The sequence below is a fragment of the Bradyrhizobium sp. th-b2 genome, assembly GCF_000426785.1.
Lineage (GTDB): Bacteria > Pseudomonadota > Alphaproteobacteria > Rhizobiales > Xanthobacteraceae > Bradyrhizobium > Bradyrhizobium septentrionale.
This window is the reverse complement of record NZ_AUGA01000001.1, coordinates 345,711-370,501: the sequence shown is the minus strand read 5'-3', so window position 1 is coordinate 370,501 and position 24,791 is coordinate 345,711. Positions and strand designations below refer to the sequence as shown.

Sequence of the window (24,791 nt, the reverse complement as noted above, 5' to 3'; positions counted from 1 at the left end):
ACACCGCGCGGCGCACCCAAAGTGCGCCGTGCGCTTTATAGAAGCGGAACCTGATCTTGTCGGTTGTCGATCACAATGCCATCGAGTTGCCCCGGATCTCCGAGGCCGAAGTGGGCGATTACATCGCGCTGTTGAAGCCGCGCGTGATGTCGCTGGTGATCTTCACCGCGCTGGTCGGACTGATGATCGCGCCGGTGCATGTGCATCCGGTGCTGGCGTTCACCTCGATCCTGTGCATCGCGGTCGGCGCCGGCGCCTCCGGCGCGCTCAACATGGCCTATGAGAACGACGTCGATGCGTTGATGACGCGCACCGCCAACCGGCCGATCCCGCGCGGGCGCATCACCCCGACCGAGGCCGCCGCGTTCGGCATCACGCTCGCCTTCTTCTCGGTGATGACGCTCGGCATCCTGGTCAACTGGGTGGCGGGCGCGCTGCTTGCCTTCACCATCTTCTTCTATGCCGTGGTCTACACGATGTGGCTGAAGCGCTGGACCGCGCAGAACATCGTGATCGGCGGCGCCGCCGGCGCGCTGCCGCCGGTGGTGGCCTGGGCGGCCGCGACCGGCTCGCTCTCGGTCGAGCCGATCCTGCTGTTCCTGATCATCTTCTTCTGGACCCCGCCGCATTTTTGGGCGCTGGCGCTGTTCCGCAGCGACGACTACGCGCGCGCCGGCATTCCGATGCTGCCGGTGGTTGCCGGTCCCGACGCGACCCGCCTGCAGATACTGCTCTACACCATCGTGCTGGTCGCGGTGGCGCTGGCGCCGTGGCCGCTCGGCTATTTCGACGCGATCTACGGCGTCACCTCGCTGGTGCTCGGCGCCGGCATGCTATGGCTTGCCATCGAGGTCTATCGTCGCCGCGAGGGTGTTGCGGCCAACCGCGCCACCCGCCGGCTGTTCGCGTTCTCGATCCTTTATCTGTTCGCGCTGTTTGCCGTCCTCCTCGCCGAGGTCGTGGTCCGCGCGATTGCGCCTGTCTTGATCGGATAGGGAACGCCCGGGGGCGAGATGGGGGCGCATGGGACATCAATGGACGAGAAACGCGAACCAGACGGAATCGTCCTCACCGAGGCGCAGCTCAGGAGCCGGCGCCAGCGCTCGATCGCCATTGCGCTCGCGCTCGGCGTCATGGTCCTGCTGTTCTTCGCGGTCACCATCGTCAAGGGGCCAGCCGTGCTGGTGCGGCCGCTATGAGTGAGACGGCGAACCAGCGCAGCACCGAGGCACCGCAAGGCGAGCGCGCCAAGGTCACGCGCCGCACGCTGTCGCGCGATACGATGGTGGCGTCGATCTGCGGCTTCGTCGTGGTGCTGATGCTCGGCGCGTCCTACGCGGCCGTGCCGTTCTACAACTGGTTCTGCCGCACCACCGGCTTCAACGGCACCACCCAGGTCGCGACCTCGCTGCCTTCGGATGCGCCGCTCGAGCGCACCATCACCGTCAGCTTCGATTCCAACGTCGCGCCGGGCCTGCCCTGGAAGTTCGAGCCGGAGCAGAACAATATCGACGTCAAGATCGGCCAGGTCGTCACCGTCTATTACACCGTGACCAACCAGTCGGCCCGCACCACCACCGCACAGGCGTCCTACAACGTCGCGCCGCTGACGGTCGGCGCCTATTTCCAGAAGATCAACTGCTTCTGCTTCACGGAACAGACCTTGGCGCCCGGCGAAAAGCGCGAGATGGCCGTCGTATTCTATGTCGATCCGGCGCTGGCCAAGGACAGCGAGAACGACACGCTGAAGACGATCACTTTGTCCTACACTTTCTTCCCCGTGCGCGACGCCGCGCCGAAGCCCGTGGCGGCGGGCGAGGCGGAGCAGCGCAAGGGCGGCTAGTTCTGGAATTAAAGACTTAAGACGTGCCTCGCGGCACGCGAATGGAGAGACGGCAATGGCTGAGGCGCAAGTCAAGCATCACGACTATCATCTCGTCGACCCGAGCCCGTGGCCGGTGGTCGGTTCGATCTCGGCCTTCATCATGGCGGTCGGCGCGATCGGCTGGATGCACCACATGTATTCGGCCGCCCCGATCGTGTTCGGGGTCGGCACCATCGGCGTGCTCTACACCATGGCGAGCTGGTGGGGCGACGTGATCAAGGAAGCCCAGTACAAAGGCGACCACACCCGCGTGGTGCAGATCAGCCACCGCTATGGCATGATCCTGTTCATCGCCTCCGAGGTGATGTTCTTCGTCGCCTGGTTCTGGGCCTTCTTCAATTCGGCGCTGTTCCCGGCCGATGCGGTGCATGCCACCCGCGACGCGGTGTTCGGCTGCGGCGCCGGCAGTGCGATGGGCGCCTGCTCCGTCCCCGGCACCTGGCCGCCGCACGGCATCGAGACCTTCGATCCCTGGCATCTGCCGCTGCTCAACACGCTGCTGCTCTTGACCTCCGGCACCACCGTCACCTGGGCGCACCATGCGCTGCTGGAGAACGACCGCCAGGGCCTGAAGCAGGGCCTGATCCTGACCGTGATCCTCGGCGCCCTTTTCACCTGCGTGCAGGCCTATGAATACGCCCACGCGACGTTCTCGTTCGGCGGCAACGTCTATGGCTCGACCTTCTTCATGGCGACCGGGTTCCACGGCTTCCACGTGCTGGTCGGCACCATCTTCCTGCTGGTCTGCCTGATCCGCGCCTATGCCGGTCATTTCACGCCGAAGCAGCACCTGGGCTTCGAGTTCGCTGCCTGGTACTGGCACTTCGTCGACGTGGTCTGGCTGTTCCTGTTCATCTGCATCTACGTCTGGGGTCGCGGCGCCGAGGCGATGGCCCACGGCGCACACTAACCGCACGCCGACGTGCTAAGAGGGGCGGCCGGATGGCCGCCCCTTTGCATTTGAAGAGACCCGATGACGGATACCCCGCCCACTGTGACCGAGAGCGCGATCCGCGGCATTGCCTGCCGCTGTCCGCGCTGCGGCAAGGGCAAGCTCTATTCCGGCTTCCTGACGCTGGCGCCGCGCTGCCAGGCCTGCGGCCTCGACTTCGCCTTCATCGATGCCGGTGACGGGCCGGCGATCTTCGTCATCATGCTGGCCGGCGCCATCGTGGTCGCGGCGGCGCTGATCGTCGAGGTGAAGTACCAGCCGCCGTTCTGGGTGCATGCCGCGCTGTGGCTGCCGCTGATCGTGGTGACCACGATCCTGCCGCTGCGTTCGATGAAGGCGCTGCTGATCGCGCTGCAATTCCACCACAAGGCCGCCGAAGGCCAATTGATCGAGCGCGACCCGCAATGAATGACAAGACGACGCACCGGCCGAGCGCGGCCGGCTTCGGCATTTTCACGTTGATCCTGATCGCGGTGTGCATCGCGCTAGGCGTCTGGCAATTGCAGCGCAGGGTCGAGAAGCATGCGCTGATCGCAGCGCTCGACGTGCGGCTCGCCGCTCCGACCGAGGCGCTGCCGCCGCCGTCGGCGTGGCCCACGCTGACTTCGGCGAGGGACGAATTCCGCCGCGTCACCCTGACCGTGACCTACGCGAAACAGCCTGACGCGATGGTGTTCAGCTCGGGCTCCGCGGTGCGCGACGACATCAGCGGGCCCGGCACCTGGGCGTTCCTGCCGGCTAAGCTCGCCAGCGGCGAGACCGTCGTGGTCAACGCCGGCTTCGTCCAGAACACGATGCAGGACCGCGCTTTCGAGGATCGTGTCGCCGGCCGCCTCGCCACCGGCGCGCCGGTCGAACTCACCGGCTACATCCGCTTTCCGGAGCCGCCGGGCCGGCTGACGCCGAAGGAAGATCCGACAAAGCGGCTATGGTTCGTGCGCGATCACCGCGCGATGGCGCAGGCGCTCGGCTGGGGTGAGGTCGCACCGTTCTACATCGACCTCGAGGCGCCGGTGCCGGAGAGCGGCACGCCGAAGCCCGGGCCGCTCAAGGTGCGGCTCAAGGACGACCACATGCAGTACGCCATCACCTGGTTCTCGCTCGCCGCCGCGGTCACGATCGCCTTCGGCCTGTGGTGGCGCGGCCAGCGGCGCAGGGCGGGTTGAGGGAAGGCGCCAACTGAGAGCGCGCCGCCGGAAGGGCGACGCGCTTTCGAAAATTTCCTTTCGCGGCGAGGCTCAATGGCCGACAGGGGCGGGGCCGCCGAGCTTGACCTTGCGCAAGGTCAGCGCCAACGGGATGGCCGAGAGCGAGATCAGCATCAGCACCCAGAACGCGTCCATGTAGGACAGGAACGAGGCCTGGGTCTGCACCTGCTGGCCGATCCACTGGATCGCCTGTTGGTGCGCCTGCGCCAGCGAATTGCCCTGGGCGACGAAGAAGTCGGTGACCTGGTGCAGCGTGTCCTGATATTGCGGGCTTGACGGCGTCACCTGCTCGACCAGCCGGCTCTGGTGGAACTGCTGGCGATGCGTCAGCACGTTGGACACGATCGAGACGCCGATCGAGCCGCCGGTGTTGCGCGCCGCGTTGATCAGCGCGGAGGCATGGTCGGTCTTGTCAGGCGGGATGCCGTCATAGGACGCCGCCATGATTGGCACGAAGATCAGCGGCAGGCCGACGCCGATCAGCATGCGCGAGCGCGCCATGAACCAGAAGCCGAGATCGCCATAGACGTTGGTCATGCTGTACATCGAGGCGGCGATCACCAGCGCGCCGAGCACGATCAAATATTTCGGCTGCACCTTGGCGGCGAGGCGGCCGACCACAAACATCATCGCCATGGTGACGAGGCCGCCGGGCGAGAGCACGAGGCCGGCCCAGGTCGCGGTGTAGCCGAAATCCTGCTGCACCAGCTGCGGCAAAAATTGCGTGGTCGCAAGCAGGATGGCGCCGGTCGCCAGCATCACCAGGAAGCAGGCGCCGAACTGCCGGGTCGCGACCATCCTGAGGTCGATCATCGGATTGCGCCGGGTCATCTCCCACGGGATCATCAGCACGAACGCCGCGCCGCAGATCACCGCTGATGTGACGATGAAGGACGAGGCGAACCAGTCGTCCTCGAGGCCGCGGTCGAGCATCACCTCGAGCGCGCCGAGGAAGGTCGCGACTAGCGCGAAGCCGATGACATCGAAACCGGCCTCCTGCCGTTGCGGCTTGGCCTTCTTTGCAGGCTCCTGCAGCACTGCCGCGATCAGGATGGTCGCAAACGCGCCGACCGGGGCGTTGATCAGAAAACACCAGTGCCAGGACAGATTGTCGGACAGCCAGCCCCCGAGCGTCGGCCCGACCACCGGCGCCACCACCACGGCGATGCCGAACACCGCAAACGCTTGTCCGCGCTTGGCCGGCGGAAACGCATCCGCGAGGATCGACTGCGCCACCGGCACCATGCCGCCACCGCCGAGGCCTTGCAGGATGCGGAACAGCAGCAGCGCGTTGAGGCTCGAGGCGAAGCCGCACAGGATCGAAGAGACCGTGAAGATGCCGAGGCAGATCAGGAAGAACCGCTTGCGCCCCAGCATTCGGGCGAGAAAGCTGGACGCGGTCAGGATGATGGCGTTGGAAACCAGATAGGAGGTGACCACCCAGGAGGCTTCGTCCTCGCTCACCCCCATGCCGCCGGCGATATAGGGCAGCGCGACGTTGGCGATGGTGCTGTCGAGCACCTCCATGAAGCTCGCGAGCGCAACCACGATGGCGATCAGCCAGGGATTGATGCTGACGGCTGGAGCCGGCATGGCTTTGGCGTCGATCGCTGCGGCACTCATCACAGCCTCCCGAGATTCAGCTTCTCAAGACGCTCGAGCAGCGACGGCGCGGCGTCGATCCGCACCGTCGGTACCACCGACATGCCCGGCCCGAGCGCGACGTCGGTCGGCGGATTGTCCATCACGATCTTGACCGGCACGCGCTGCACGATCTTGACGTAGTTGCCGGTGGCGTTCTGCGCCGGCAGCAACGAGAACGCGGTGCCGGAGCCGGGCTGCACGCTCTCGACATGGCCATTGATCGTGCGTCCGGGATAGGCGTCGATCTTCAGCGTCACCTTCTTGCCAGGGCGCATCTTGTTAAGCTGGATCTCCTTGAAGTTCGCGGTGACCCAGGTCTGGTCGGGCACGAACATGGTCAGGTTGGTGCCGGCCTGCGCGAACTGGCCGACCGCAGCCGAGAGGTTGACGACGCGGCCCGGCTGCGCGGCGGTCACGGTCGTGTAGGACAGATTGAGTTGCGCCTGGTCGCGCTGCGCCTCGGCCTGGGCGAGATTGGCGACCGCGCTCTTGCGCTGCGCCTTCAGCGACTCGACCTGGCGCTGCGCGAGATTGAGCGTCGCCTGCGCGCTCAGCAGCGCGGCCTGCTGCTGATGCAGTTGCGAGGTGTACTGCTCGGAATTCTGCACCGTGCCGTAGCCGGTCTGCTCCAGATGCTGGAAGCGCGTTGCCTGCTGCTGGGCGAACACCAGCGCCGCGTGCGCCTGGTCCACCTGGGCCTGGTTGGCGGCGATCTGCGCCTGCTGCACATCGAGCTGCGCATCGACATTCTCGATGCTGGCCTGCGCGGCCGCGACCTGGGCCTCGGCCTGCGCCAGCGCGACGAGATAGTCGCGGTCGTCGAGGCGGGCGATCACGTCGCCGGCTGTGACATGCTGGTTGTCGGTGACCGGAACGGCGGTGATGTAGCCGGAGACTTTTGGTGCGAGGGCGGACTGCCGCGCCGCGATGAAGGCGTCGTCGGTGGATTCGAAATGGTCTGTGTAATCCATATAGAGGGTGCCACCGCCGACCGCGGCGGCGAGCAGCACGGCGCCGATCGCGGAGACGACCGGACGGCGGCGCAGGAAACCGCGCCGCGGCGCCTTGCCGGTAACCTCCGGTGGGACTGTTTGCGGTGGCGCGGGCTGCTTGCCGGCTGGACGCTCCGGCGCGGGAGCCTTCGCGGTGATCTCCGGCTGGTCGGATTTGGCATCGGCTTCGTGCGGGGCCGGCACCGGGGGCGAGCCCTCGATGCCCGGATGCCCCTCCTGGTCGCGCTCCAAAACAGTGTCTTCGAACATGATGGCGGCTCCTGCTGTCCGGCGAGGTCCGTTCGGGCCTGCATAAAGGAACGAAACAGTTTCGTTTCTATGCGGCAAGTAGTCCGGTGGCAGCGCGGCGTCAATAGAAACGGAACTGTACCGTTCTATTTACAACCAGATGTGATAGGGCTATATCATCTGTTGTTGCCGGCGCGACCGGCCAACGGCACCCGGGTAGAGGCGATGACCACCAGCACCTTGAAGAAGCCGCGGGCTCCCAAGGCGAGTCCGGTCGAGGTGCGTGCCGGCCGGCCGCCAAAGGAGCTGGCCGGCGAGGTCGACGGGCGCATCCTGAATGCGGCGCGCAAGGTTTTTCTGCAGCGCGGGTTCGAGGGCGCGAGCATCGACGAGATCGCCGAGGCCGCGCGCTCCGGCAAGCGCACGATCTATGCACGCTTCCGCGACAAGCGCGCGCTGTTTACCGAGGTGGTGACGCGGGACATCCTGTCGCGGATCGCCGAGTTCAAGGCGGATGCGCCGGTCGGCGCGACGGTCGAGGAGCGTCTCACCAGCGTTGCCTCGACCCTGCTGCATTGGGGCCTTGACGCCGATCGGATCGGACTGATGCGGCTCGCCATCGCGGAGGCGCATCGCTTTCCGGATCTTGCTGCCACCGTCAACCGCAGGGCGCGCGCGCTCGCCACCGAGCTCGGCGTTCACCTGCTGCGCGACCTGACGCAATCCGATGAACTCGGCAAGTTGCCCGCCTTCGCCCCGGAGCAACTGCCGACAACGGCGCGCCTGTTCCTGGACATCATCGCGGTGCCGATGCTGCTTCGGGCGCTGTTCGAGGTGGACCTGAAAGTGCTCGACCCCGAGATCGATGATCATGTTGCACGCGGCGTCGCGTTCTTCGTCGCCGCATGCAGGACCGGCTGGGGAGCGCCTCTATGACGCTGCCTCGGACCGGCGAGATGCGGCCTGCCGCGCGCCTCCGCGCAGGCCGCCCAGCCATCGCCTGATGTCGTCGAGATAGATGTAGACGACCGGCGTCGTGAACAGCGTCATCAGCTGCGAGACGATCAACCCGCCGACGATCGCAAAGCCGAGCGGCTGGCGCAGCTCGGACCCCGTTCCGGTGCCGATCATCAGCGGCACGCCGCCGAGCATGGCGCACATCGTCGTCATCAGGATCGGGCGGAAGCGCGCCTTGCAGGCCAGATAGACCGACCGCTCGGCAGAGAGGTGCTGGTGGCGTTCCGCCTCCAGCGCGAAGTCGATCAGCATGATGCCGTTCTTCTTCACGATGCCGATCAGGAGGATGATGCCGATCAGCCCGATCACGTCGAGGCCGAAGCCGAAGGCCCATAGCGCAAGCAGCGCGCCGAGGCCGGCGGAGGGAAGGGTGGAGAGGATCGTGACCGGATGGATGGTGCTTTCATAGAGCATGCCGAGGATCAGATAGACCGCAACGATCGCCGCGACGATCAGCACCGGCGTGCTGGCGAGTGCCGCCTGGAACGCCTGCGCATTGCCCTGGAAGCTGGTGGCAACGGTCGAGGGCATGTGCATCTCGGCGGTCGCCTTCTGGATCGCGGCGACCGCCGTTCCCACCGCCGCGCCGGGCGCGAGGTTGAAGCTCAGCGTCACCGACGGGAACTGGCTCTGATGGTTCACGGCGAGCGGCGCGGTGCCGTAGTCGATGCTCGCGATCTGGCTGAGCGGCACCATCGATCCGGTGGACGAGCGGATATAGATGCGGTTCAGCGCATAGGGGCCGAGCTGGAACGACGGATCGACCTCGAGGATCACGTAATAGGTGTTAAGCGCCGTGAACAGCTGCGCGACATGGCGCTGGCCAAAGGAATCATAGAGCGTGTTGTCCACCGCCGCCGGATCGATGCCGAGGCGGGCGGCGGCGTCGCGGTCGATCTCGAGCTTGAGCTGGCGCGCGGCATTAGCCTGGTCGGTGGCGACGTCAGCGAGCTCCGGCAGCGTCTTCAGCGTCTGATACAGCTTGCCGGCCCACAGATTGAGCTCGTCCTGGTTCACATCGGTGAGCGTGTACTGATATTGCGTCTTGGACAGGCGGCTGGCGAGATTGATGTCCTGCGTAGCCTGCAGGAACACCGACATTCCCTTGATCTTCTGCAGCGCGGTGTCGAGCTGCCGGATCACCTGGTCCGCGGAAGCGGAGCGCTCCGCTTTTGGCTTCAGCAGCACGAACAGGCGGCCATTGTTCTCGGTCACCGTTGGGCCGCCCGGGCCGATATAGCCGGTCGCATTGGCGACCCCGGGGTTCTTTGCGATGATGTCGATGGCGCTGCGCTGCAAGGCCGCCATCTGCGCCGGCGAGACGTCCGCCGATGCTTCCGTGATTCCGGTGATCATGCCGGTGTCCTGCTGGGGAAAGAAGCCCTTGGGGATGGCAACGAACAGCAGGCCGGTCACCACGATGCTGGCCAGCATGATGGACAGCGTCGTGGCCTTGAAGCGCAACGCCACGGCGAGCAGCCGCTCGTAGCCGGTCTCGATCGCGACGAAGCCGCGCTCGAGCGCGCGCGACACCCGCCCGGCATCGGCGCCAGGGTTCGGCGACAGCAGATAGGCGCACATCATCGGCGTCAGGGTCACCGAGACGACGACCGACACCAGGATGGCGACGCAGACCGTTACGGCGAATTCCTGGAACATGCGGCCGATCACGCCGCCCATCAGCAGGAGCGGAATGAACACCGCGACCAGCGAGACCGAGATCGAGATGATGGTGAAGGCGATCTCTTTTGCGCCCTTCAGCGTCGCCTGCATCGGCGAGAGACCCTCCTCGATGTGCCGCGAGATGTTCTCGATCATCACGATGGCGTCGTCGACGACGAAGCCGACCGCGATCGACAGGCCCATCAGCGACAGATTATCGAGGCTGTAGTTGAGCAGATACATCACGCCGAAGGTGCCGATCAGCGAGATCGGCACCGAGACCGCGGGAATGACGGTCGCCCACAGATTGCGCAGGAACAGGAAGATCACGCCGACCACCAGCGCGATGGTCAACAGCAGGGTGAACTGCACGTCGGCGACGCTGGCGCGGATGGTCTGGGTGCGGTCGGACGCGATCTGGACCTTGATGTCGGACGGCAGGCCCGAGACCAGCTGCGGCAGCAGCTTCTTGATGCCGTCCACCGTGCTGATCACGTTGGCGCCGGGCTGGCGCTGGATCGCGAGGATGACGGCGGGCTTGTCGTTGTACCAGCCGTGCAGCGTGACGTCTTCCGCGGCGACGATGGCCTGGCCGACGTCGCGCAGGCGCACCGGCGCGCCGTTGCGATAGGCGATGATCAGATCGTCATACTTGCTCGCGACCAGCACCTGGTCGTTGGTGGCAAGCGTGTAGGCCTGCTGATTGCCGTAGAGCACGCCCTTGGGCTGGTTCACGGTGATGTTGCCGAGCGTGGTGCGCAATTGCTCGAGGTCGAGGCCTGCGGCGGCGAGCTTGGCCGGATTGACCTGCACGCGGATCGACGGCTTCTGCATGCCGCCGATCGTGACCAGCGCGACGCCGGGCACCTGCGACAATTTCTGGGCCAAAATGCTGTCGGCGTAATCGTCGACCTTGGTCAGCGGCTCGGTGTCCGACGTCAACGCGATCAGCAGCACCGGCACATCGGCCGGATTGACCTTGTGGAAGGTCGGCGGCGACGGCATTGTCTTGGGCAGTTGCCCGGCTGCGGCATTGATTGCGGTCTGCACGTCCTGCGCGGCCGAATCGACGCTGCGGTTCAGCGCGAATTGCAGCGTGATCTGGGTGTTGCCGAGCCCGCTGCTCGAGCTCATGCCGGTCAGGCCCGCGATCTGTCCGAACTGCCGCTCCAGCGGCGTCGCGACCGAGGAGGCCATGGTCTGCGGGTCGGCGCCAGGCAGTTGCGCGGTCACCTGGATGGTCGGGGTGTCCACCGTCGGCAGCGCCGAGACCGGCAGCCGCACAAAGGCGACCATGCCGACCAGCGTGATGGCGATGGCCAGGAAGGCGGTTGCGACCGGCCTGCGGATAAAGCCTTCGGAGATGTTCATGGCAGCATGCCTGCGCTGGCGGTGGTCGCGTTCTGGACCAGGTCCTTCTTGTCGTCGGGCACGATCTCGGCGGTCGCGCCTGGACTGAGCCGGTACTGGCCGGCGGTGACGACGGTCTCGCCTGCCGCGAGGCCCTGCTCGATCAGGCTCTGCCCGTCACGCGACTGACCGGTGGTGAGGCTGCGCGTGCTCACGACATTGTCCGCAGCGACCACATAGGCGAACGCGCCGTTCGGGCCCTGCAGCACTGCGGTCAGCGGCACGGTGAGCGCGTTGTGGCTGATCGCGACGGTCAGATGGACGTTGACGAAGGTGCCGGGCCACAGCGTCTTGCCGGCGTTCGGGAACGACGCCTTCAGCCGCACAGTGCCGGTCGAGCTGTCGACCTGGTTGTCGATCAGGATCAGGCTGCCGTGGTCGAGCTTCCGCGTGTTCCTGGCATCGTAAGCGTCGACCGACACGATCCCGGACGCGAGCGCCTGCTGCACGCGCGGGATGTCGGCGGACGGCAGCGTGAAGATCACCGCGATCGGCTGCAGCTGGGTCAGGACCACGAGCCCGTTGAGATCGGACGGCTGCACGATGTTGCCGGGATCGATGCGGCGGATTCCGGTGACGCCGTCGAACGGCGCGGTGATGGTGGTGAAGCTCAGCTGGGTTTGCGCGGCTTCCAGCGCCGCCTTGTCGAGCGCGACCGTGCCCTCGCCCTGCGCGACCTGCGAATTCTGGGTATCGAGCAGCTGCTGGGTGGCAAAGCCGCGGTCGGCGAGCGGCTGGGTTCGCGAAACATTGGTCCTGGCGTTCTTCAGGGCGGCCTCGTCGCGGGCCAGCGCGGCCTCGGCCTGATCGACCTGGGCCTCATAGACCCGCGGGTCGATCTTGGCGAGCACGTCGCCGCGCTTCACCTGCTTGCCTTCGACGAAGTCGACGCTGTCGAGCGTGCCCTGCACCTGGGTGCGGATGGTCGCGGTGTTAATCGGCGTCACCGTGCCGAGCCCTTCGAGCACGATCGGCACGTCGTGCTGCCGGACCTTGGACGCAGTCACCGGAACGGCCGGCGTGGCGGCCTTGGCCTGTGCTGTGGCGGGCACGTGATCTGTGCGGCCGTCGCGCAGGTGCACGAGATACGCACCGGCGCCGATTGCGGCGGCAATTGCCAGACAAGCGCTGGTGATCATGAGGGCCTTCGGTGTCATGGGTCGCCAACTCCATCAATTGTCCGGCGGCCGATCGTTGCGACCAGCTCGAGGACGAAGGTTTCAGTGACGCTCGCTGCCGCGCCGGCACCGCGGCCGGCCGTCAGGTCGAGCGTGATGATGCGTGCGTCGAGATCGGCTGAGCGCAGCGCGCCAATGAGATTGCCGCGCAGCGTCTCATCGCCTTCGCGACGGATGACAAGCCGCATCGCAGTGACCGTGGGCACGATGGGAAACGGCAGTGCGCCGCAGGGGACGTCGATCGCGACGATGCCGCCGCACGGCAATTCGCCCCGCAGCGCCAGTTCGAGCATGCTGCGCGCGACCGGCCCTTCGCCGAGCAGGATCAGCTGCCGCGGCGTCATGCCGGAGCGGGCGAGGGCGGCCGCAACGCCGCTCAGGACGTCGGCGTAGCCCGGTTCGCCCAGTGCGATCGGCAGCCATGTCGCAAGCGGCGTCAGCGCCCGCCAGCGCGCGAAGGTCTCGGGGATGGCGACGGCCGTTGCATCCGGTGTGACGAGGACACCGACCAGCACGCTCGCCGCGGTGCGAACCGACCTTGCTGGAACCGCGCTGTGCAGGCTCTGGAACATGCCCGGAAGCTGGGCCTCGCCGCGATATTATTCAAATGAATTGTCTTTATCCGCTAATTCATATCGTGCATGATGGGTATATGCGGCTGCGCAATCTCGACCTCAATTTGCTCCTGGTGTTCGACGCGGTGATGCGCGAACGCAGCGTGATACGCGCAGCCAACGCGCTTGCGATCAGCCAGCCGGCGGTCAGCCACGCGCTGAACCGGCTGCGCCACGCGCTCAAGGACGGACTGTTCGTCCGCACGCCATCCGGCATGCTGCCGACGCCGCGGGCGGAGGCGCTGGCGCTGCCGATCCGCAAGGCGCTCAACGAGCTGCAGCTCGCGGTCGAGGGCGATCAGTTCGATCCGGCGCAGGCCAACCGGCGCTTCACCATCGCGGTGAACAATTATGCCGCGGTGGTCGCGGTCGGCCTGATCCTCGCGGCTGCGCGGGCGCAGGCGCCGAAGGTGCGGCTGACGCTGCTGCCGAGCGGCACCTTGAACCTTGCCGACCGGCTCGACCGCGGCGAGCTCGATCTCGCGATCTCTGCGCGCGCCCTCGAGAACGAGCGCTTTGCCTCGCAGCTCTTGATCGAGGATCGCTTCGTCGCGGTGCTGAGGGCCGGGCATCCGTCCCTGCGCAAGAAGCTGACCGCCGAGCTGCTGGCCGGACTGCCTCATCTTGCGATCACCTCAAGCGGCGAGAATCTGGACTTCGTCGACGCCTGGCTGCAGGCCCGCAAGGCCGAGCGGACCATTGCCGCAGACATCCCCTATCTGTCCGCCGGCGCGGTCCTGGTGCAATCGAATATGGTCGCGATCCTGGGGCGGAAGCTCGCGCTCGAATTCCGCCGCGCCTATCCGATCGAGATGCGCGAATTGCCGTTCGACGCACCGAAGCTGCAGAGCGTCATGAGCTGGCACCGCCGCTTCGACGATCTGCCGGCGCACCGCTGGCTGCGAGACACCATCATCGCCGCCACCGCCGGCATTTGACATCCGCCTCGTCGCGCTTGCGGCAGGCCGGCGCTCAACCCGGCACGCGCTCCACCGCATGCCGCAGCCAGACCATGCCGCCCTCCAGCGTCTCGCAATGGGTGAGCCGCAGCGATTGCCCGGCGCCGGGGCGGTCGCCTTCGGGGCCGTGATAGTCGACGATGCTTTGCGATCCGGCGACGCCGTCGACCGCCGGATGGATCAGCGTGCTGAACTCGTCGATCAGCCCGTGCTTGAGGAAGGCGCCGTTGATCCCGCCGCCGCCTTCGAGCAGCAGCGTTTTGGCGCCGAACAGCGACGCAAGCTGCGCCATCGCGCTCGCCAGGTCATCGCCCTTTGCGCCGGCAAAGAGATAGGACGCGCCGTCCTCGTGCAGCTCGGCGAGATGGGCATCGGAGACCTGCTCGCCGAGTACCGCGACGGCGTGATCGCCGCCGACATTGTCCTTGCCGAAATGCACGCGGCCCGCCGGATCGATGCCGATCGCGAGCTTGCGGCCATTGCGATTGCCGAGATGCGGTTCGCGCGGCACTTTCGGTGCATTGGCGATGTGCCGCTCCGATCCCTTGGCCATCTCGTTCATGGTGACGCGGCCGATGATCCATCCGTCGGCGTTGAATTCGTCATGGATCCGTTCGTAATGGGAGCGCAGCACGTCGGCCGGGATGCCGGCGGCGGGTTTGGTGAAGCGGCTGGGATGAAGCCGGCCGTCGATCGACGTGCCCATGTGGCAGATGATGTGGGGTCGCATAGGCTAACTCTTCGGTGGAGCGGCGCAGTGACTGCGCCGGGGGAGGGGCAACCTCTGATCTAGAGTGGCCGAAGCACATTCTCAATGCCGATAACGCGGCAGTGTTTGGTCACATGCCCGCCGAATGGAACCAGCCGCGCCGCTCCACGTCTCTCCTCACGTCTCCTTCGCGTATTGCTCGTAAAGCCTGGCTGCATTGTCCCAGCGAATGGCCTCCATGTAGATGTCGACATAGCGGGCCGCGGCGGCGCCGAAGTCCATGTGATAGGCGTGCTCATACATATCGAGCACCAGGACCGGACGACCGCCGGCAAGCGTCGTCGTATGATCCGCGGCCCATTGATTGACCAGCCGCTTGTCGCGGGGCGAGTAGGCGAGGATCACCCAACCCGAACCGCCACCTTCCGCCTTGCCCATCGCGGCGAATTCGGTGCGCCAGCGCTCCATGCTGCCGAAGTCGCGCGTGATCGCCTCGGCGAGCGCTCCGCCCGGCTTGCCCGCGCCGCCGAGCCCGTCGAAATAGACTTCATGCAGGATCATCGAGTTCGCTGCGATCAACTCCTCGCGCTTCAGGCCGTTGATCACAAAGTTCGGCGCCTTGGCGAAGTCGAGTTCGGCAAGCTGCGTGCCGATGGCGTTGAGCCGCTTCACCGCGCCGACGTAATTGTTCTCGTAGTGACTGACGAGGATCTTCTCGGAGATGCCGCTGATCGACTTTGGATCGAACGACATCGGTTTTGCCTGATAGGACATGGCCCTGGCTCCTGTCTGCTGGTTGGTTTCGGCAGCGGCGCGGTTGCTACCCAGCACGACTGCCGATGCTGTGGCTACGCCGGCCGCGGTGATGAAGTTGCGGCGCTCTGTGTCGATGGTCATCGGCTCCTCCTGATGTTGAGCAATGCCGGTACGCTTGGATCAAAGGCGAAAAAGTTCGATGCGTCAGGCACGCGCGCTATTCCTTCGTGAGCCCGACGATGGTCCGAAATCCCGAGATATCCTGCACCGAGAATGTGACGGGATCGCCGAAGCGGACCGCGTTGAACAGCAGGCCATCCTGAACCTTGAACGGCTCTGTCCGGTCCAATGACAGACGTATCCTGATCGTATCGTTGCGTTCGTCGATGCTGTCGACGACGCCGCGCAGGGTCTGGGTCGACGGCGGATGGATGGCTGCCGCCTCGGCCGATGTGACGACGGCTTGCTGCTTTTCGCTGACGTCGGTTGGTGCCGCGAGAGCCATCGCAGGCCAAAGTATGACAGCACACAATGCCAAAGTTGATTTGGTCATGATCGTTCCTCGTTCGCTTCGATTTCGGTGTTTCGCCGAGGTCTCAGTTCTGCTCCTTGACCTGACCGCTGCTGTCGATCACGAGCCTCACGGGCTTGCCGTTCTTCATCGCTTTCGCCGTCAAGCCTTCGGCCGTCGATTTGACGTCGCTGATCTCGGCATAGCCGGCGGCCTGAAGTTTTGCGACGAGCTCGTCCTGCGTCAGGGCATGGGCTGGCATGGCGGCGCCCGCGATCGCGAGCGCAAGGATCAGGTGAGGGAGCTTTGCTTTCTGCATGTTTGTTCTCCCGGTTGTATTGTGCTGCCCCAGGTTCTTGTGATGCGTGCCGCTCACCTCAGATGATGCCCGCCAGGCGCAGCAGCACGCCCGCGCTGCAGGACGCGGCCAGGACCGTGAGCATCCCCACATTGAAGCGGAAGATCGCAATCGCAGCGGCCACCGACAGCGCCAGCGCCGGCCAGTCGATACTGCTTGGCACCGGCGCGTCGAACGACAGGCCGAGTCCGTGCACCGGGAAGGTCTGCCGGAACAGCGTGTGCAGCGCGAACCAGATCGAAAGATTGAGGATCACGCCGACCACGGCGGCGGTGATCGCCGAAAGCGCACCCGCCAGCACCTTGTTGCCGCGCAGCGCTTCGATGTAGGGCGCGCCGACGAAGATCCACAGGAAGCACGGCGTGAAGGTCACCCATGTCGCGAGCAGGCCGCCGAGCGTGGCGGCGAGCATCGGCGGCAGCCCGCTGGCCTCGCGGAACGCCGCCATGAAGCCCACGAACTGAACCACCATGATCAGCGGTCCGGGCGTGGTCTCGGCCATGCCGAGCCCGTCCAGCATCTCGCGCGGGCTGACCCAGTGGTAATATTCCGCGGCCTGCTGCGCGACATAGGCGAGCACGGCATAGGCGCCGCCGAACGTCACCATCGCCATCTTGCTGAAGAAGATCGCGATCTGGCTGAACACGTCGCCGGGCCCGAGCGCGATGAGCAGGGTGAACACCGGCACCAGCCAGAGCGCGAGCCAGACCGCGCCGACCCGCAGCGCGCGCGACGCGTTGGGACGGACGTGATCCGGAACCGCCTCGCCAAGCATGCTGTCGATCACGGCGGAATTCTTGCCGCCATGTTCGATCGCCGCAAATTCGCTGCGGCCCAGGCATGCCCCGATCAGCCCGACGCCGGCAGCGGCCAGGATGATCAGCGGAAACGGCACCGCGAAGAAGAAGATCGCGACAAAGGCCGTCGCCGCGAGCGCGATCATCACCCGGTTGCGCAGCGCGCGCTTGCCGACCCGCACCACAGCCTGGATGACAATGGCAAGCACCGCCGCCTTCAGGCCGAAGAACAGCGCCTCGACAAATCCGACATTGCCGTAAGCGGCATAGATATAGCTGAGGCCCATGATGGCGAAGATGCCGGGCAGGATGAACAGCCCACCTGCCACGATGCCCCCGAGCGTCCTGTGCAGCAGCCAGCCGATATAGGTCGCGAGCTGCTGCGCCTCCGGCCCCGGCAGCAGCATGCAGTAGTTGAGGGCGTGCAGGAAACGCCCCTCCGATATCCAGTTCTTTTCCTCGACCAGGATGCGGTGCATCACCGCGATCTGGCCGGCCGGTCCGCCAAAGCTCAGGATCGCGACGCGCATCCACACCAGCAGCGCCTCGTTGAACGAGATGCCGTGGGCGTACTCCTGACTCGCCTTCGGGTTCGCCGCGACGTCGGTCATGCCTTCACCTTGCTGGTCGGCCAGTTGTGCGTTTCCCTGGTCGCGTCGCGGCACCATCGATAGAAGGCGTCGTAGAGCAGCATGCCGGCGCTCAACTGCTCGAGGTCGTCGTCGAACATGCGCGACAGGCCGAGCGAGGCGGCGAGCAATCCGGGTGCCTCCGGGGATAGATCGAGCCGCGCGGTATCCGCCGCCCGCACCATGGTGGCGAGCCGCTCCAGCGCCGGCGTCGCGAGACCGAATTCCTTGACCATGACGTCGAAGGTGCAGAGGTCGCCGCGATGGCTCCAGAACACGTTCTCGATGTCGAAAGGCGTGGCCCCGAAGCGCTCGGCGACAGCGTCGACCTCCGCTGATGCGACGAACAGGAACACGGCCGCGGGATCGACAAAGCGGCGTATCAGCCACGGACAGGCGATGCGGTCGATCTTCGGCCGTGATCGCGTCACCCAGACGGTGCGGCCGCGCCCGTCGCGTTTCGGAATCCTGTCGGCGGGAACGGTGGGAAGTTCCGCCGCTTTCCAGCCGAGATGGCCGCCCTCGAGAACCTCGGCAGCAATGTTGCCGCATCGCAGCCAGGCGGCGGTGCCTTCGCTGAGCTTCTGCCCCTTCTGGCAGATGACCACCACCGACTGGCCGGAAAGGCGGGGAGCCCAGTCCTGGACGTCGAGGTGGGAGTGCCTGATGGCGCCCGGGATCAGCTGTGGATCGGCGGTGAAATCCTCATCGACGCGAACGTCGACCAGCACCGGGGCCTTGGCCGTGCCGATAAGACGAGACAGTTTCTCTGATGAGATCGATGTGTATGACGACATGGTGCGTCCTTGGTGAACAGGACGCGATTCTTGGGCATGTCGCCTCGCGGGGAGATCGCACATCCCCGTGGCTGCAATAAAAGACGAATGTCCGTTGCTGTCAACGGTCTTGGCGAAGCGGAATCATCAACGATTGAAACGGATCACCAAAAGTTCACTGTCTATGACAGGAACGGTGTCGGTGCTGAATCTCGCTCTCAACCGCTCAGCAGGATTGGTTCCACTTCCATCTTGAAACCTGGGCAAGGTCGTCTAGATTCCTGCCTACGGGGAAAAGGCAGACTCCCCGTGAGACCTCGGTCCAAGCTCTGCGCGACACCCAACCCGTCGTGGAGCGTTGATATGGACACCGAACAGCACACACCTCGTCGTTCCAGAATAGCGATCCTGTGGCGTGGCGATGCCGCGGCGCGGCAGGACGCGACGGCGCACAACAACCGTTTCGTCCGCGCCTTCGAAGCGCTCGAAGCCTCCGGCATCGAGGCTTGTCCCGTCGTCTATGACGAAACTTTCGCCGATGCCGTCCGCGACCAATTGCTGACGATGGACGGCGTTCTCGTCTGGGTCGATCCGATCCATCAGGGAAAGACGCGCGCGGCGCTCGATCCGCTGCTGCGCGAGGTCGCGGCGAAACATCCGATGAGAGGTCCGATGAGACATCCATGGGTCAGCGCGCATCCGGACGTCATCCTCAAGATGGGCGTCAAGGAGGTGCTCTACCGCACCCGTCATCTCGGCTGGGGCGCTGACACGCATCGCTACGCCACCGCCGACGCTTTCCGCGCCGAATTCCCGTCGCGCCTGCGCACGGGTGGTCCACGCGTGCTCAAGCAGAACCGCGGCAATGGTGGGCAGGGCGTCTGGAAGGTGGAAGCGTTGCCGAATGCGGACGCGACCGTTCGCGTGCTCCACGCGCTGCGCGGCAGCCAGCCCGAGGAGATGCCGCTTGACGCCTTCATCGCGCATTGCGAGCCGTATTTCGGATGGGGCGGCTGCATCATCGATCAGGCTTTCCAGCCGCGGCTGCCCGAGGGCATGATCCGTTGCTATGTCAGCGGATCGAAGGTCGCGGGCTTCGGGCACCAGCTGATCAGGGCCTTGATCCCGCCGCCTCCGGAAGGCCCTGACGCACCCGAGGCGCAACCCGGACCGCGCATCATGCATGGTCCCGATGCCCCGCAATTTAGGACGTTGCGACGGCTGATGGAGGACGACTGGATCCCGCAGTTGATGGCGACGCTGGTGATCGATGAGGCGTCGCTGCCGGTGATCTGGGATGCGGACTTCCTCTATGGTCCGCGCGATGCCGATGGCGCCGACACCTACGTGCTCTGCGAGATCAACGCGAGCTCGTGCTTCGCGATCCCCGACGAGGCGCCGGCCGCGATCGCGCGAACGGTCAGCGAGCGCATTGGTCGGAGCGTGAGGTGAGCGCGCGTCTCGGGCTCCCTTCCCCACGCAACCGGGGTGTACCGATCGGCACCCGGCTTTCCCTGCGCCCTCTGCAAGAGCAAGGGCGGAAAGAAGAGCAAAGCTCGGACGATTCATGTCGCGAGAACGCGGAGGTTTGACTCACAACCCGCGCCGCATATTCAGTGTCGTCCCGGCGCAGGCCGGGACCCATAACCACAAATGGTTATTGTTGCGTGACGTTGGAACGACGAGTCCCATCCACAACACCCGCTGCGGCGTATGGGTCCCGGCCTTCGCCGGGACGACGGCGGGGCGAGGATCGTGCACATTTGCGCCTCTACCTATGCTTCGCGGCGCTTCCACTCGCCCACTACTTCGCCCGCATCGCCTCGGGCGTGTCCGACTGCGCGGACGGATGCGCGCTGGCGAATGCCGGCAGCGCCATTGCGGTCTCGTGGATGCGCTTCACGGTCGGCCAGGGCGACAGGCTGATCTGCTGGTTGATCGCCGCGGTGACGTGACCGACCAGGCAGATGTCGGCGAGGCCCGGCGCATCGCCGTGGCAGAACTGGCCGGTTGCCTTGTGGCCGGCGAGGTGGCCCTCGAGCGCCGCCAGCGTCTCGACCGTCCAGTGCCGTCGCCAGGCATTCTGCTGGCTGTCGCGCAAATCGAGCTCGCGGTCGAGATAGCGGCGCACCCGCGGCGTCAGCAGCGGATGGCCCTCGCAGGCGACGATCAGCGCCAGACCGCGCACCCGGGCGCGGCCGAGCGGATCGGAAGGAAGCAGCGGCGGGCTTGGGTAGGTCTCGTCGAGATAGTCGATGATCGCGAGCGACTGGAATAGCACCGTGCCGTCGTCCGTCACCAGTGCCGGCAGCGCCATCTGCGGATTGATCTTGCGATAGGCATCGGCGCGATGCGCGTCCGCATCGATGTCGACGAGCACGATTTCGGCCGGCACGCCCTTCAGATTGAGCGCGATCCGGACCCGAAAGCTCGCCAGCGACCGCCAGAAGGAGAAGAATTGCATGGAGTATACTCCGCGTTTCTTCCCCTCTCCCCTTGTGGGAGAGGGTGGACGCGATGCGAAGCATCGCGGACGGGTGAGGGGTCTGTCTCCGCGGATGGAGACCCCTCATCCGTCGCGGACTGCGTCCGCGCCACCTTCTCCCACAAGGGGAGAAGGGAAGGAAGAGCTACCCCGCGCCGACCTTCTTCTTCCGCCAGGCGAGGTGCACCGCGCAGGTGCAGCCCTGCGGATGCGAGGCCAGCTCCTCGTCATTGGCGGGCGTCGCGGCGGGCGCGATCGCCTGTCCCTTCGCGTCCTGCGACGGGATGTAGTTGAGCACCGGCGCGAGCCAGCGCTCGACCTCGGCGACCGTCATGGCCTTGCGCGCGGCATAGTCCTCGACCTGGTCGCGCTCGATCTTGCCGACGCCGAAATAGAAGCTGTCGGGATGCGAGAAATACAGGCCCGAGACCGACGAGCCCGGCCACATCGCAAAGCTCTCGGTCAACTTCACGCCGGCGGTGGTCTCGGCATGGAGCAGCGCGAACAACGTCCGCTTCTCGGTGTGGTCGGGCTGCGCCGGATAGCCCGGCGCGGGGCGGATACCGTCGTATTTCTCGAGGATCAATTCGTCCGGCGACGAGCTCTCGTCGGGCGCATAGCCCCAGAACTCCTTGCGCACGCGCTGGTGCATGCGCTCGGCGAAGGCTTCGGCCAGCCGATCGGCCAGCGCCTTGCACAGGATCGAGGAGTAGTCGTCATTGGCGTTCTTGAAGCGGTCGGCGACTGCATCCTCGCCGATGCCCGCGGTGACCACGAAGCCGCCGATATAGTCGGCTACGCCAGTGTCCTTCGGCGCGACGAAGTCGGACAGCGCGGCATTGAAGCGGCCCTCGCGCTTCTCGAGCTGCTGGCGCAGCGTATGGAAGGTCGCGATCTTCTCGGCTCGGCTCTCGTCGGCATAGACCTCGACGTCGTCGCCGACGGCATTCGCGGGCCAGAAGCCGATGGTGGCGCGCGCGGTGAACCACTTCTCCGCGATGATGCGGTCGAGCATCGTGCGCGCATCATCATAGAGCGAGCGGGCGACCTCACCGACCTTGGGGTCGTCGAGGATCGCCGGGAAGCGGCCGGTCAATTCCCAGGTCTGGAAGAATGGCGTCCAGTCGATGTACTGGGCGAGCTCCGCGAGGTCGTAGGCATCAAAACTCTTCAGCCCGAAGAACGTCGGCTTCCTCGGCGGCGCCGCGGCGAAATCGATCGCGACCTTGTTGGCGCGGGCAGCAGGAAGCTTCAGCCGCTTCTTGTCGACCTGGGCGCGGAAATGCGCCGTCGAGATCTTGGCGTATTCGGCGCGCACCTCGGCGGCATAGGCCTGCTTCTTCTCGGCCGACAACAGCGAGGAGGCAACGCCGACGGCGCGGCTCGCGTCGTTGACATGCACGACCGGGCCGCCCGGATAGTTCGGGTCGATCTTCACAGCGGTATGCACCCGGCTCGTGGTGGCGCCGCCGATCAGGAGCGGCAGATTCATGCCCTGCCGTTCCAGTTCGCCGGCGAGGAAGCTCATCTCGTCGAGCGAGGGCGTGATCAGGCCGGACAGGCCGATGATGTCGGCGCCCTCGGCCTTCGCCGTCTCGATGATCTTGTTGGCGGGCACCATGACGCCGAGGTCGATGACCTCGAAATTGTTGCACTGGAGCACAATGCCGACGATGTTCTTGCCGATGTCGTGGACGTCGCCCTTCACGGTCGCGAGCACGATCTTGCCCGCGGCGTTGCGGCCGCCGGTGATGCCGTTGGCGAGGTTGCGCGCCTTCTCCTCCTCCATGAACGGCATCAGATAGGCGACCGCCTGCTTCATCACGCGCGCCGACTTCACGACCTGCGGCAGGAACATCTTGCCGTCGCCGAACAGGTCGCCGACCACGTTCATGCCGGCCATCAGCGGGCCTTCGATCACGTCGAGCGGGCGGGTGGTGTTCTGGCGGGCGGCCTCGGTATCCGCCTCGATGAACTCGGTGATGCCGTGCACCAGGGCATGCGACAGCCGCTTCTCGACCGGCCATTCGCGCCAGGCGAGATCCTGCTCCTTGGTCTGCTTCTCCTTGCCGCGGAATTTCTCGGCAAGCGCCAGCAAGCGTTCGGAAGCACCCGGATCACGGTTGAGGATGACGTCCTCGCAGGTCTGGCGCAGCTCGGGGTCGATGTCGTCATAGACGATCATCTGCCCTGCATTGACGATGCCCATGTCCATGCCGGCATGGATCGCGTAATACAGGAACACCGAGTGCATCGCCTCGCGCACCGGCTCGTTGCCGCGGAACGAGAACGACAGGTTCGACACGCCGCCGGAGATGTGCGCACCGGGCAGGTTCTGGCGGATCCAGCGCGTCGCCTCGATGAAGTCGACGCCGTAATTGTTGTGTTCCTCGAGGCCGGTCGCGATCGCAAAAATATTCGGATCGAAGATGATGTCCTCGGGCGGGAAGTCGAGCCGGTTGACCAGGATGTCGTAGGCGCGCTTGCAGATCTCGGTCTTGCGCGCGAACGTGTCGGCCTGGCCGGTCTCGTCGAACGCCATCACCACCACGGCGGCACCGTGGCGTTTTGCAATCGTCGCCTCGTGCAGGAATTTCTCCTCGCCTTCCTTCATCGAGATCGAGTTCACGATCGGCTTGCCCTGGATGCACTTCAGGCCGGCCTCGATGACGTGGAATTTCGAGGAGTCGACCATCACGGGCACGCGCGCGATGTCGGGCTCGGCGGCGACGAGGTTGAGGAATGTCACCATCGCCGCTTCCGAATCGAGCAGGCCCTCGTCCATGTTGACGTCGATGACCTGGGCGCCGTTCTCGACCTGGTCGCGCGCGACCTGCAGCGCGGCGGTGTAGTCGCCCGCGGTGATCAGCTTGCGGAAGCGCGCCGAGCCGGTGACGTTGGTGCGCTCGCCGACGTTCACGAATGGGATCGCGTCGGTCAGCGTAAACGGCTCGAGGCCGGAGAGCTTCAGCCGCGGCTCGATGTCAGGCACGACGCGCGGCTTGTGCGGGGCGACAGCCCTGGCGATCGCGGCGATATGGTCGGGCGTGGTGCCGCAGCAGCCGCCGACGATGTTGACGAGGCCGGCGGCGGCGAACTCGCCGATTAGCCGCGCCATGTAGTCCGGCGTCTCGTCATATTGGCCGAACTCGTTGGGCAGGCCGGCGTTCGGATAGGCGCAAACCAGCGTGTTGGCGACGCGGCCGATGTCGGCGATGTGCGCGCGCAAATCCTCGGCGCCGAGCGCGCAGTTGAAGCCGATCGTCACGGGCCGGGCGTGCCGCACCGAGTGCCAGAACGCCTCCGGCAACTGCCCGGAGAGCAGGCGGCCGGACTTGTCGGTGATGGTGCCGGAAATCATCACGGGCACATCGATGCCGCGCTCCTCGATGATCTCGGAGATCGCATACAGCGCCGCCTTGGCGTTCAGCGTATCGAAGATGGTCTCGACCAGCAGCAGGTCGGCGCCGCCGTCGAGCAGGCCCTTGGCCTGTTCGCCGTAGGCCTTGCGCAAATCGTCGAAGGTGACCGCGCGATAGCCGGGATTGGAGACGTCAGGCGAGATCGAGGCGGTGCGGTTGGTCGGGCCAAGCGCGCCGGCCACAAAACGCGGCTTGCCGTCCTCGGCGCTCACCCGCTCCGCTGCGGTGCGCGCCAGCCGCGCGCCCTGCAGGTTCAGCTCATAGGCGAGGTCCGACATGTCGTAGTCGGCCTGCGCGATCGAGGTCGAGGAGAAGGTGTTGGTCGCGACGATGTCGGCACCGGCGCGCAGATAGGCGGCGTGGATGTCCGTGATCGCGTCAGGCTGGGTCAGGATCAGGAGATCATTGTTGCCCTTGATGTCGCGGTGGAAGTCCGCAAAGCGCGCACCGCGGAAGGCGGCTTCATCGAACTGCAGGCCCTGGATCATCGTGCCCATGGCGCCGTCGAGCACCAGGATGCGCTCGCGGGCAGAAGCGAGCAATGCGTTACGCTTGGGAGAAACGGGAACGGACATGTG

General features: G+C 65.7%; 22 protein-coding genes. 9 read left to right on the top strand and 13 right to left on the bottom strand.

Annotation, left to right across the window (positions count from 1 at the left end):
- The first annotated feature begins 56 nt into the window (after nt 1-56).
- From K359_RS0101800 to K359_RS0101775, 6 genes are all read left to right on the top strand, one after another.
- A complete protein-coding gene (locus K359_RS0101800) occupies nt 57-995 on the top strand; it encodes a heme o synthase (RefSeq protein WP_029077796.1) in 939 nt (312 codons plus the stop codon).
- Between the two features lie 39 nt (nt 996-1,034).
- Complete coding sequence (locus K359_RS0101795; protein ID WP_029077795.1) at nt 1,035-1,199, top strand: hypothetical protein; 165 nt, start codon at nt 1,035-1,037, stop codon at nt 1,197-1,199.
- Between the two features lie 83 nt (nt 1,200-1,282).
- Entirely contained in the window at nt 1,283-1,843 is a 561-nt protein-coding gene (locus K359_RS0101790; RefSeq protein ID WP_156928331.1) for a cytochrome c oxidase assembly protein, read from the top strand.
- Between the two features lie 55 nt (nt 1,844-1,898).
- The gene (locus tag K359_RS0101785) at nt 1,899-2,795 is read left to right on the top strand and encodes a cytochrome c oxidase subunit 3 (RefSeq protein WP_029077793.1); all 897 of its coding nucleotides are present in this window, start codon (nt 1,899-1,901) and stop codon (nt 2,793-2,795) included.
- Nucleotides 2,796-2,858: 63 nt separating this feature from the next.
- Nucleotides 2,859-3,245, top strand: a complete 387-nt coding sequence (locus K359_RS0101780) for a DUF983 domain-containing protein (protein WP_029077792.1) — start codon at nt 2,859-2,861, stop codon at nt 3,243-3,245.
- Nucleotides 3,242-4,003 carry an SURF1 family protein gene (locus tag K359_RS0101775; RefSeq protein ID WP_029077791.1) on the top strand — a complete coding sequence of 254 codons (762 nt, stop codon included), beginning with the start codon at nt 3,242-3,244 and terminating at the stop codon, nt 4,001-4,003. The genes K359_RS0101780 and K359_RS0101775 overlap by 4 nt, the downstream gene beginning before the upstream one ends.
- 72 nt (nt 4,004-4,075) lie before the next feature.
- Here K359_RS0101775 and K359_RS0101770 read toward each other — a convergent pair whose 3' ends face one another.
- Nucleotides 4,076-5,668 carry a DHA2 family efflux MFS transporter permease subunit gene (locus K359_RS0101770; RefSeq protein ID WP_029077790.1) on the bottom strand — a complete coding sequence of 531 codons (1,593 nt, stop codon included), beginning with the start codon at nt 5,666-5,668 and terminating at the stop codon, nt 4,076-4,078.
- The gene (locus K359_RS0101765) at nt 5,668-6,951 is read right to left on the bottom strand and encodes an HlyD family secretion protein (protein WP_084518233.1); all 1,284 of its coding nucleotides are present in this window, start codon (nt 6,949-6,951) and stop codon (nt 5,668-5,670) included. Before K359_RS0101765 ends, K359_RS0101770 begins: the two co-directional genes overlap by 1 nt.
- Here K359_RS0101765 and K359_RS0101760 point away from each other — a divergent pair.
- Nucleotides 6,910-7,866, top strand: coding sequence for a TetR/AcrR family transcriptional regulator (locus K359_RS0101760; protein ID WP_084518232.1), 957 nt, complete (start codon nt 6,910-6,912; stop codon nt 7,864-7,866). The two genes, K359_RS0101765 and K359_RS0101760, sit on opposite strands and share 42 nt — an antisense overlap.
- Here the strand turns inward: K359_RS0101760 and K359_RS0101755 are convergent.
- Genes K359_RS0101755 through K359_RS0101745 form a run of 3 tightly spaced genes read right to left on the bottom strand, consistent with a single transcriptional unit; the run spans nt 7,861 to nt 12,769 of the window.
- The gene (locus K359_RS0101755) at nt 7,861-10,980 is read right to left on the bottom strand and encodes an efflux RND transporter permease subunit (protein ID WP_029077787.1); all 3,120 of its coding nucleotides are present in this window, start codon (nt 10,978-10,980) and stop codon (nt 7,861-7,863) included. The two genes, K359_RS0101760 and K359_RS0101755, sit on opposite strands and share 6 nt — an antisense overlap.
- Nucleotides 10,977-12,176: an efflux RND transporter periplasmic adaptor subunit gene (locus K359_RS50855; RefSeq protein WP_245284485.1), complete on the bottom strand. Its 1,200-nt coding sequence runs from the start codon at nt 12,174-12,176 to the stop codon at nt 10,977-10,979. Before K359_RS50855 ends, K359_RS0101755 begins: the two co-directional genes overlap by 4 nt.
- Nucleotides 12,173-12,769 carry a hypothetical protein gene (locus K359_RS0101745; protein WP_245284484.1) on the bottom strand — a complete coding sequence of 199 codons (597 nt, stop codon included), beginning with the start codon at nt 12,767-12,769 and terminating at the stop codon, nt 12,173-12,175. The genes K359_RS50855 and K359_RS0101745 overlap by 4 nt, the downstream gene beginning before the upstream one ends.
- Nucleotides 12,770-12,849: 80 nt before the next feature.
- On the opposite strand from K359_RS0101745, the gene K359_RS0101740 reads away from it, so the two are divergent.
- Nucleotides 12,850-13,749, top strand: coding sequence for a LysR family transcriptional regulator (locus K359_RS0101740; protein WP_029077785.1), 900 nt, complete (start codon nt 12,850-12,852; stop codon nt 13,747-13,749).
- Nucleotides 13,750-13,783: 34 nt separating this feature from the next.
- On the opposite strand, the gene K359_RS0101735 is transcribed toward K359_RS0101740, so the two are convergent.
- The 6 genes from K359_RS0101735 to K359_RS0101710 form a co-directional block, all read right to left on the bottom strand.
- Nucleotides 13,784-14,500 carry a dihydrofolate reductase family protein gene (locus K359_RS0101735; RefSeq protein WP_029077784.1) on the bottom strand — a complete coding sequence of 239 codons (717 nt, stop codon included), beginning with the start codon at nt 14,498-14,500 and terminating at the stop codon, nt 13,784-13,786.
- A gap of 156 nt (nt 14,501-14,656) precedes the next feature.
- Complete coding sequence (locus K359_RS0101730) at nt 14,657-15,253, bottom strand: superoxide dismutase (protein ID WP_029077783.1); 597 nt, start codon at nt 15,251-15,253, stop codon at nt 14,657-14,659.
- Between the two features lie 199 nt (nt 15,254-15,452).
- Nucleotides 15,453-15,788: a hypothetical protein gene (locus K359_RS0101725; RefSeq protein ID WP_029077782.1), complete on the bottom strand. Its 336-nt coding sequence runs from the start codon at nt 15,786-15,788 to the stop codon at nt 15,453-15,455.
- Nucleotides 15,789-15,831: 43 nt separating this feature from the next.
- Nucleotides 15,832-16,065: a hypothetical protein gene (locus K359_RS0101720; protein ID WP_029077781.1), complete on the bottom strand. Its 234-nt coding sequence runs from the start codon at nt 16,063-16,065 to the stop codon at nt 15,832-15,834.
- 58 nt (nt 16,066-16,123) lie between these two features.
- Nucleotides 16,124-17,512 (bottom strand): chromate efflux transporter, encoded by a 1,389-nt coding sequence (gene chrA / locus K359_RS0101715; RefSeq protein WP_029077780.1) that lies wholly within the window; start codon nt 17,510-17,512, stop codon nt 16,124-16,126.
- Nucleotides 17,509-18,327 carry a sulfurtransferase/chromate resistance protein gene (locus K359_RS0101710; protein ID WP_029077779.1) on the bottom strand — a complete coding sequence of 273 codons (819 nt, stop codon included), beginning with the start codon at nt 18,325-18,327 and terminating at the stop codon, nt 17,509-17,511. The genes chrA and K359_RS0101710 overlap by 4 nt, the downstream gene beginning before the upstream one ends.
- Before the next feature lie 342 nt (nt 18,328-18,669).
- Between K359_RS0101710 and K359_RS0101705 the strand changes: the two genes are divergently transcribed.
- Nucleotides 18,670-19,758, top strand: coding sequence for a Cj0069 family protein (locus K359_RS0101705; protein ID WP_029077778.1), 1,089 nt, complete (start codon nt 18,670-18,672; stop codon nt 19,756-19,758).
- 352 nt (nt 19,759-20,110) lie between these two features.
- Here the strand turns inward: K359_RS0101705 and maiA are convergent, their stop codons facing one another.
- The gene (maiA, locus tag K359_RS0101700) at nt 20,111-20,770 is read right to left on the bottom strand and encodes a maleylacetoacetate isomerase (protein WP_029077777.1); all 660 of its coding nucleotides are present in this window, start codon (nt 20,768-20,770) and stop codon (nt 20,111-20,113) included.
- Nucleotides 20,771-20,936: 166 nt separating this feature from the next.
- Complete coding sequence (metH, locus tag K359_RS0101695; protein ID WP_029077776.1) at nt 20,937-24,788, bottom strand: methionine synthase; 3,852 nt, start codon at nt 24,786-24,788, stop codon at nt 20,937-20,939.
- Nucleotides 24,789-24,791 lie beyond the last annotated feature (3 nt).

Coding starts and splice junctions, on each gene's coding strand:
- K359_RS0101730 (WP_029077783.1), bottom strand. CDS start 15,253: ATGTCCTATCAGGCAAAACCGATGTCGTTCGATCCAAAGTCGATCAGC.
- K359_RS0101725 (WP_029077782.1), bottom strand. CDS start 15,788: ATGACCAAATCAACTTTGGCATTGTGTGCTGTCATACTTTGGCCTGCG.
- K359_RS0101745 (WP_245284484.1), bottom strand. CDS start 12,769: ATGTTCCAGAGCCTGCACAGCGCGGTTCCAGCAAGGTCGGTTCGCACC.
- maiA (WP_029077777.1), bottom strand. CDS start 20,770: ATGCAATTCTTCTCCTTCTGGCGGTCGCTGGCGAGCTTTCGGGTCCGG.
- K359_RS0101775 (WP_029077791.1), top strand. CDS start 3,242: ATGAATGACAAGACGACGCACCGGCCGAGCGCGGCCGGCTTCGGCATT.
- K359_RS0101735 (WP_029077784.1), bottom strand. CDS start 14,500: ATGCGACCCCACATCATCTGCCACATGGGCACGTCGATCGACGGCCGG.
- K359_RS50855 (WP_245284485.1), bottom strand. CDS start 12,176: ATGACACCGAAGGCCCTCATGATCACCAGCGCTTGTCTGGCAATTGCC.
- K359_RS0101705 (WP_029077778.1), top strand. CDS start 18,670: ATGGACACCGAACAGCACACACCTCGTCGTTCCAGAATAGCGATCCTG.
- K359_RS0101710 (WP_029077779.1), bottom strand. CDS start 18,327: ATGTCGTCATACACATCGATCTCATCAGAGAAACTGTCTCGTCTTATC.
- K359_RS0101795 (WP_029077795.1), top strand. CDS start 1,035: ATGGACGAGAAACGCGAACCAGACGGAATCGTCCTCACCGAGGCGCAG.
- K359_RS0101765 (WP_084518233.1), bottom strand. CDS start 6,951: ATGTTCGAAGACACTGTTTTGGAGCGCGACCAGGAGGGGCATCCGGGC.
- chrA (WP_029077780.1), bottom strand. CDS start 17,512: ATGACCGACGTCGCGGCGAACCCGAAGGCGAGTCAGGAGTACGCCCAC.
- K359_RS0101755 (WP_029077787.1), bottom strand. CDS start 10,980: ATGAACATCTCCGAAGGCTTTATCCGCAGGCCGGTCGCAACCGCCTTC.
- K359_RS0101740 (WP_029077785.1), top strand. CDS start 12,850: ATGCGGCTGCGCAATCTCGACCTCAATTTGCTCCTGGTGTTCGACGCG.
- K359_RS0101720 (WP_029077781.1), bottom strand. CDS start 16,065: ATGCAGAAAGCAAAGCTCCCTCACCTGATCCTTGCGCTCGCGATCGCG.
- K359_RS0101770 (WP_029077790.1), bottom strand. CDS start 5,668: ATGAGTGCCGCAGCGATCGACGCCAAAGCCATGCCGGCTCCAGCCGTC.
- metH (WP_029077776.1), bottom strand. CDS start 24,788: ATGTCCGTTCCCGTTTCTCCCAAGCGTAACGCATTGCTCGCTTCTGCC.
- K359_RS0101760 (WP_084518232.1), top strand. CDS start 6,910: ATGCCCCTCCTGGTCGCGCTCCAAAACAGTGTCTTCGAACATGATGGC.
- K359_RS0101790 (WP_156928331.1), top strand. CDS start 1,283: ATGGTGGCGTCGATCTGCGGCTTCGTCGTGGTGCTGATGCTCGGCGCG.
- K359_RS0101785 (WP_029077793.1), top strand. CDS start 1,899: ATGGCTGAGGCGCAAGTCAAGCATCACGACTATCATCTCGTCGACCCG.
- K359_RS0101780 (WP_029077792.1), top strand. CDS start 2,859: ATGACGGATACCCCGCCCACTGTGACCGAGAGCGCGATCCGCGGCATT.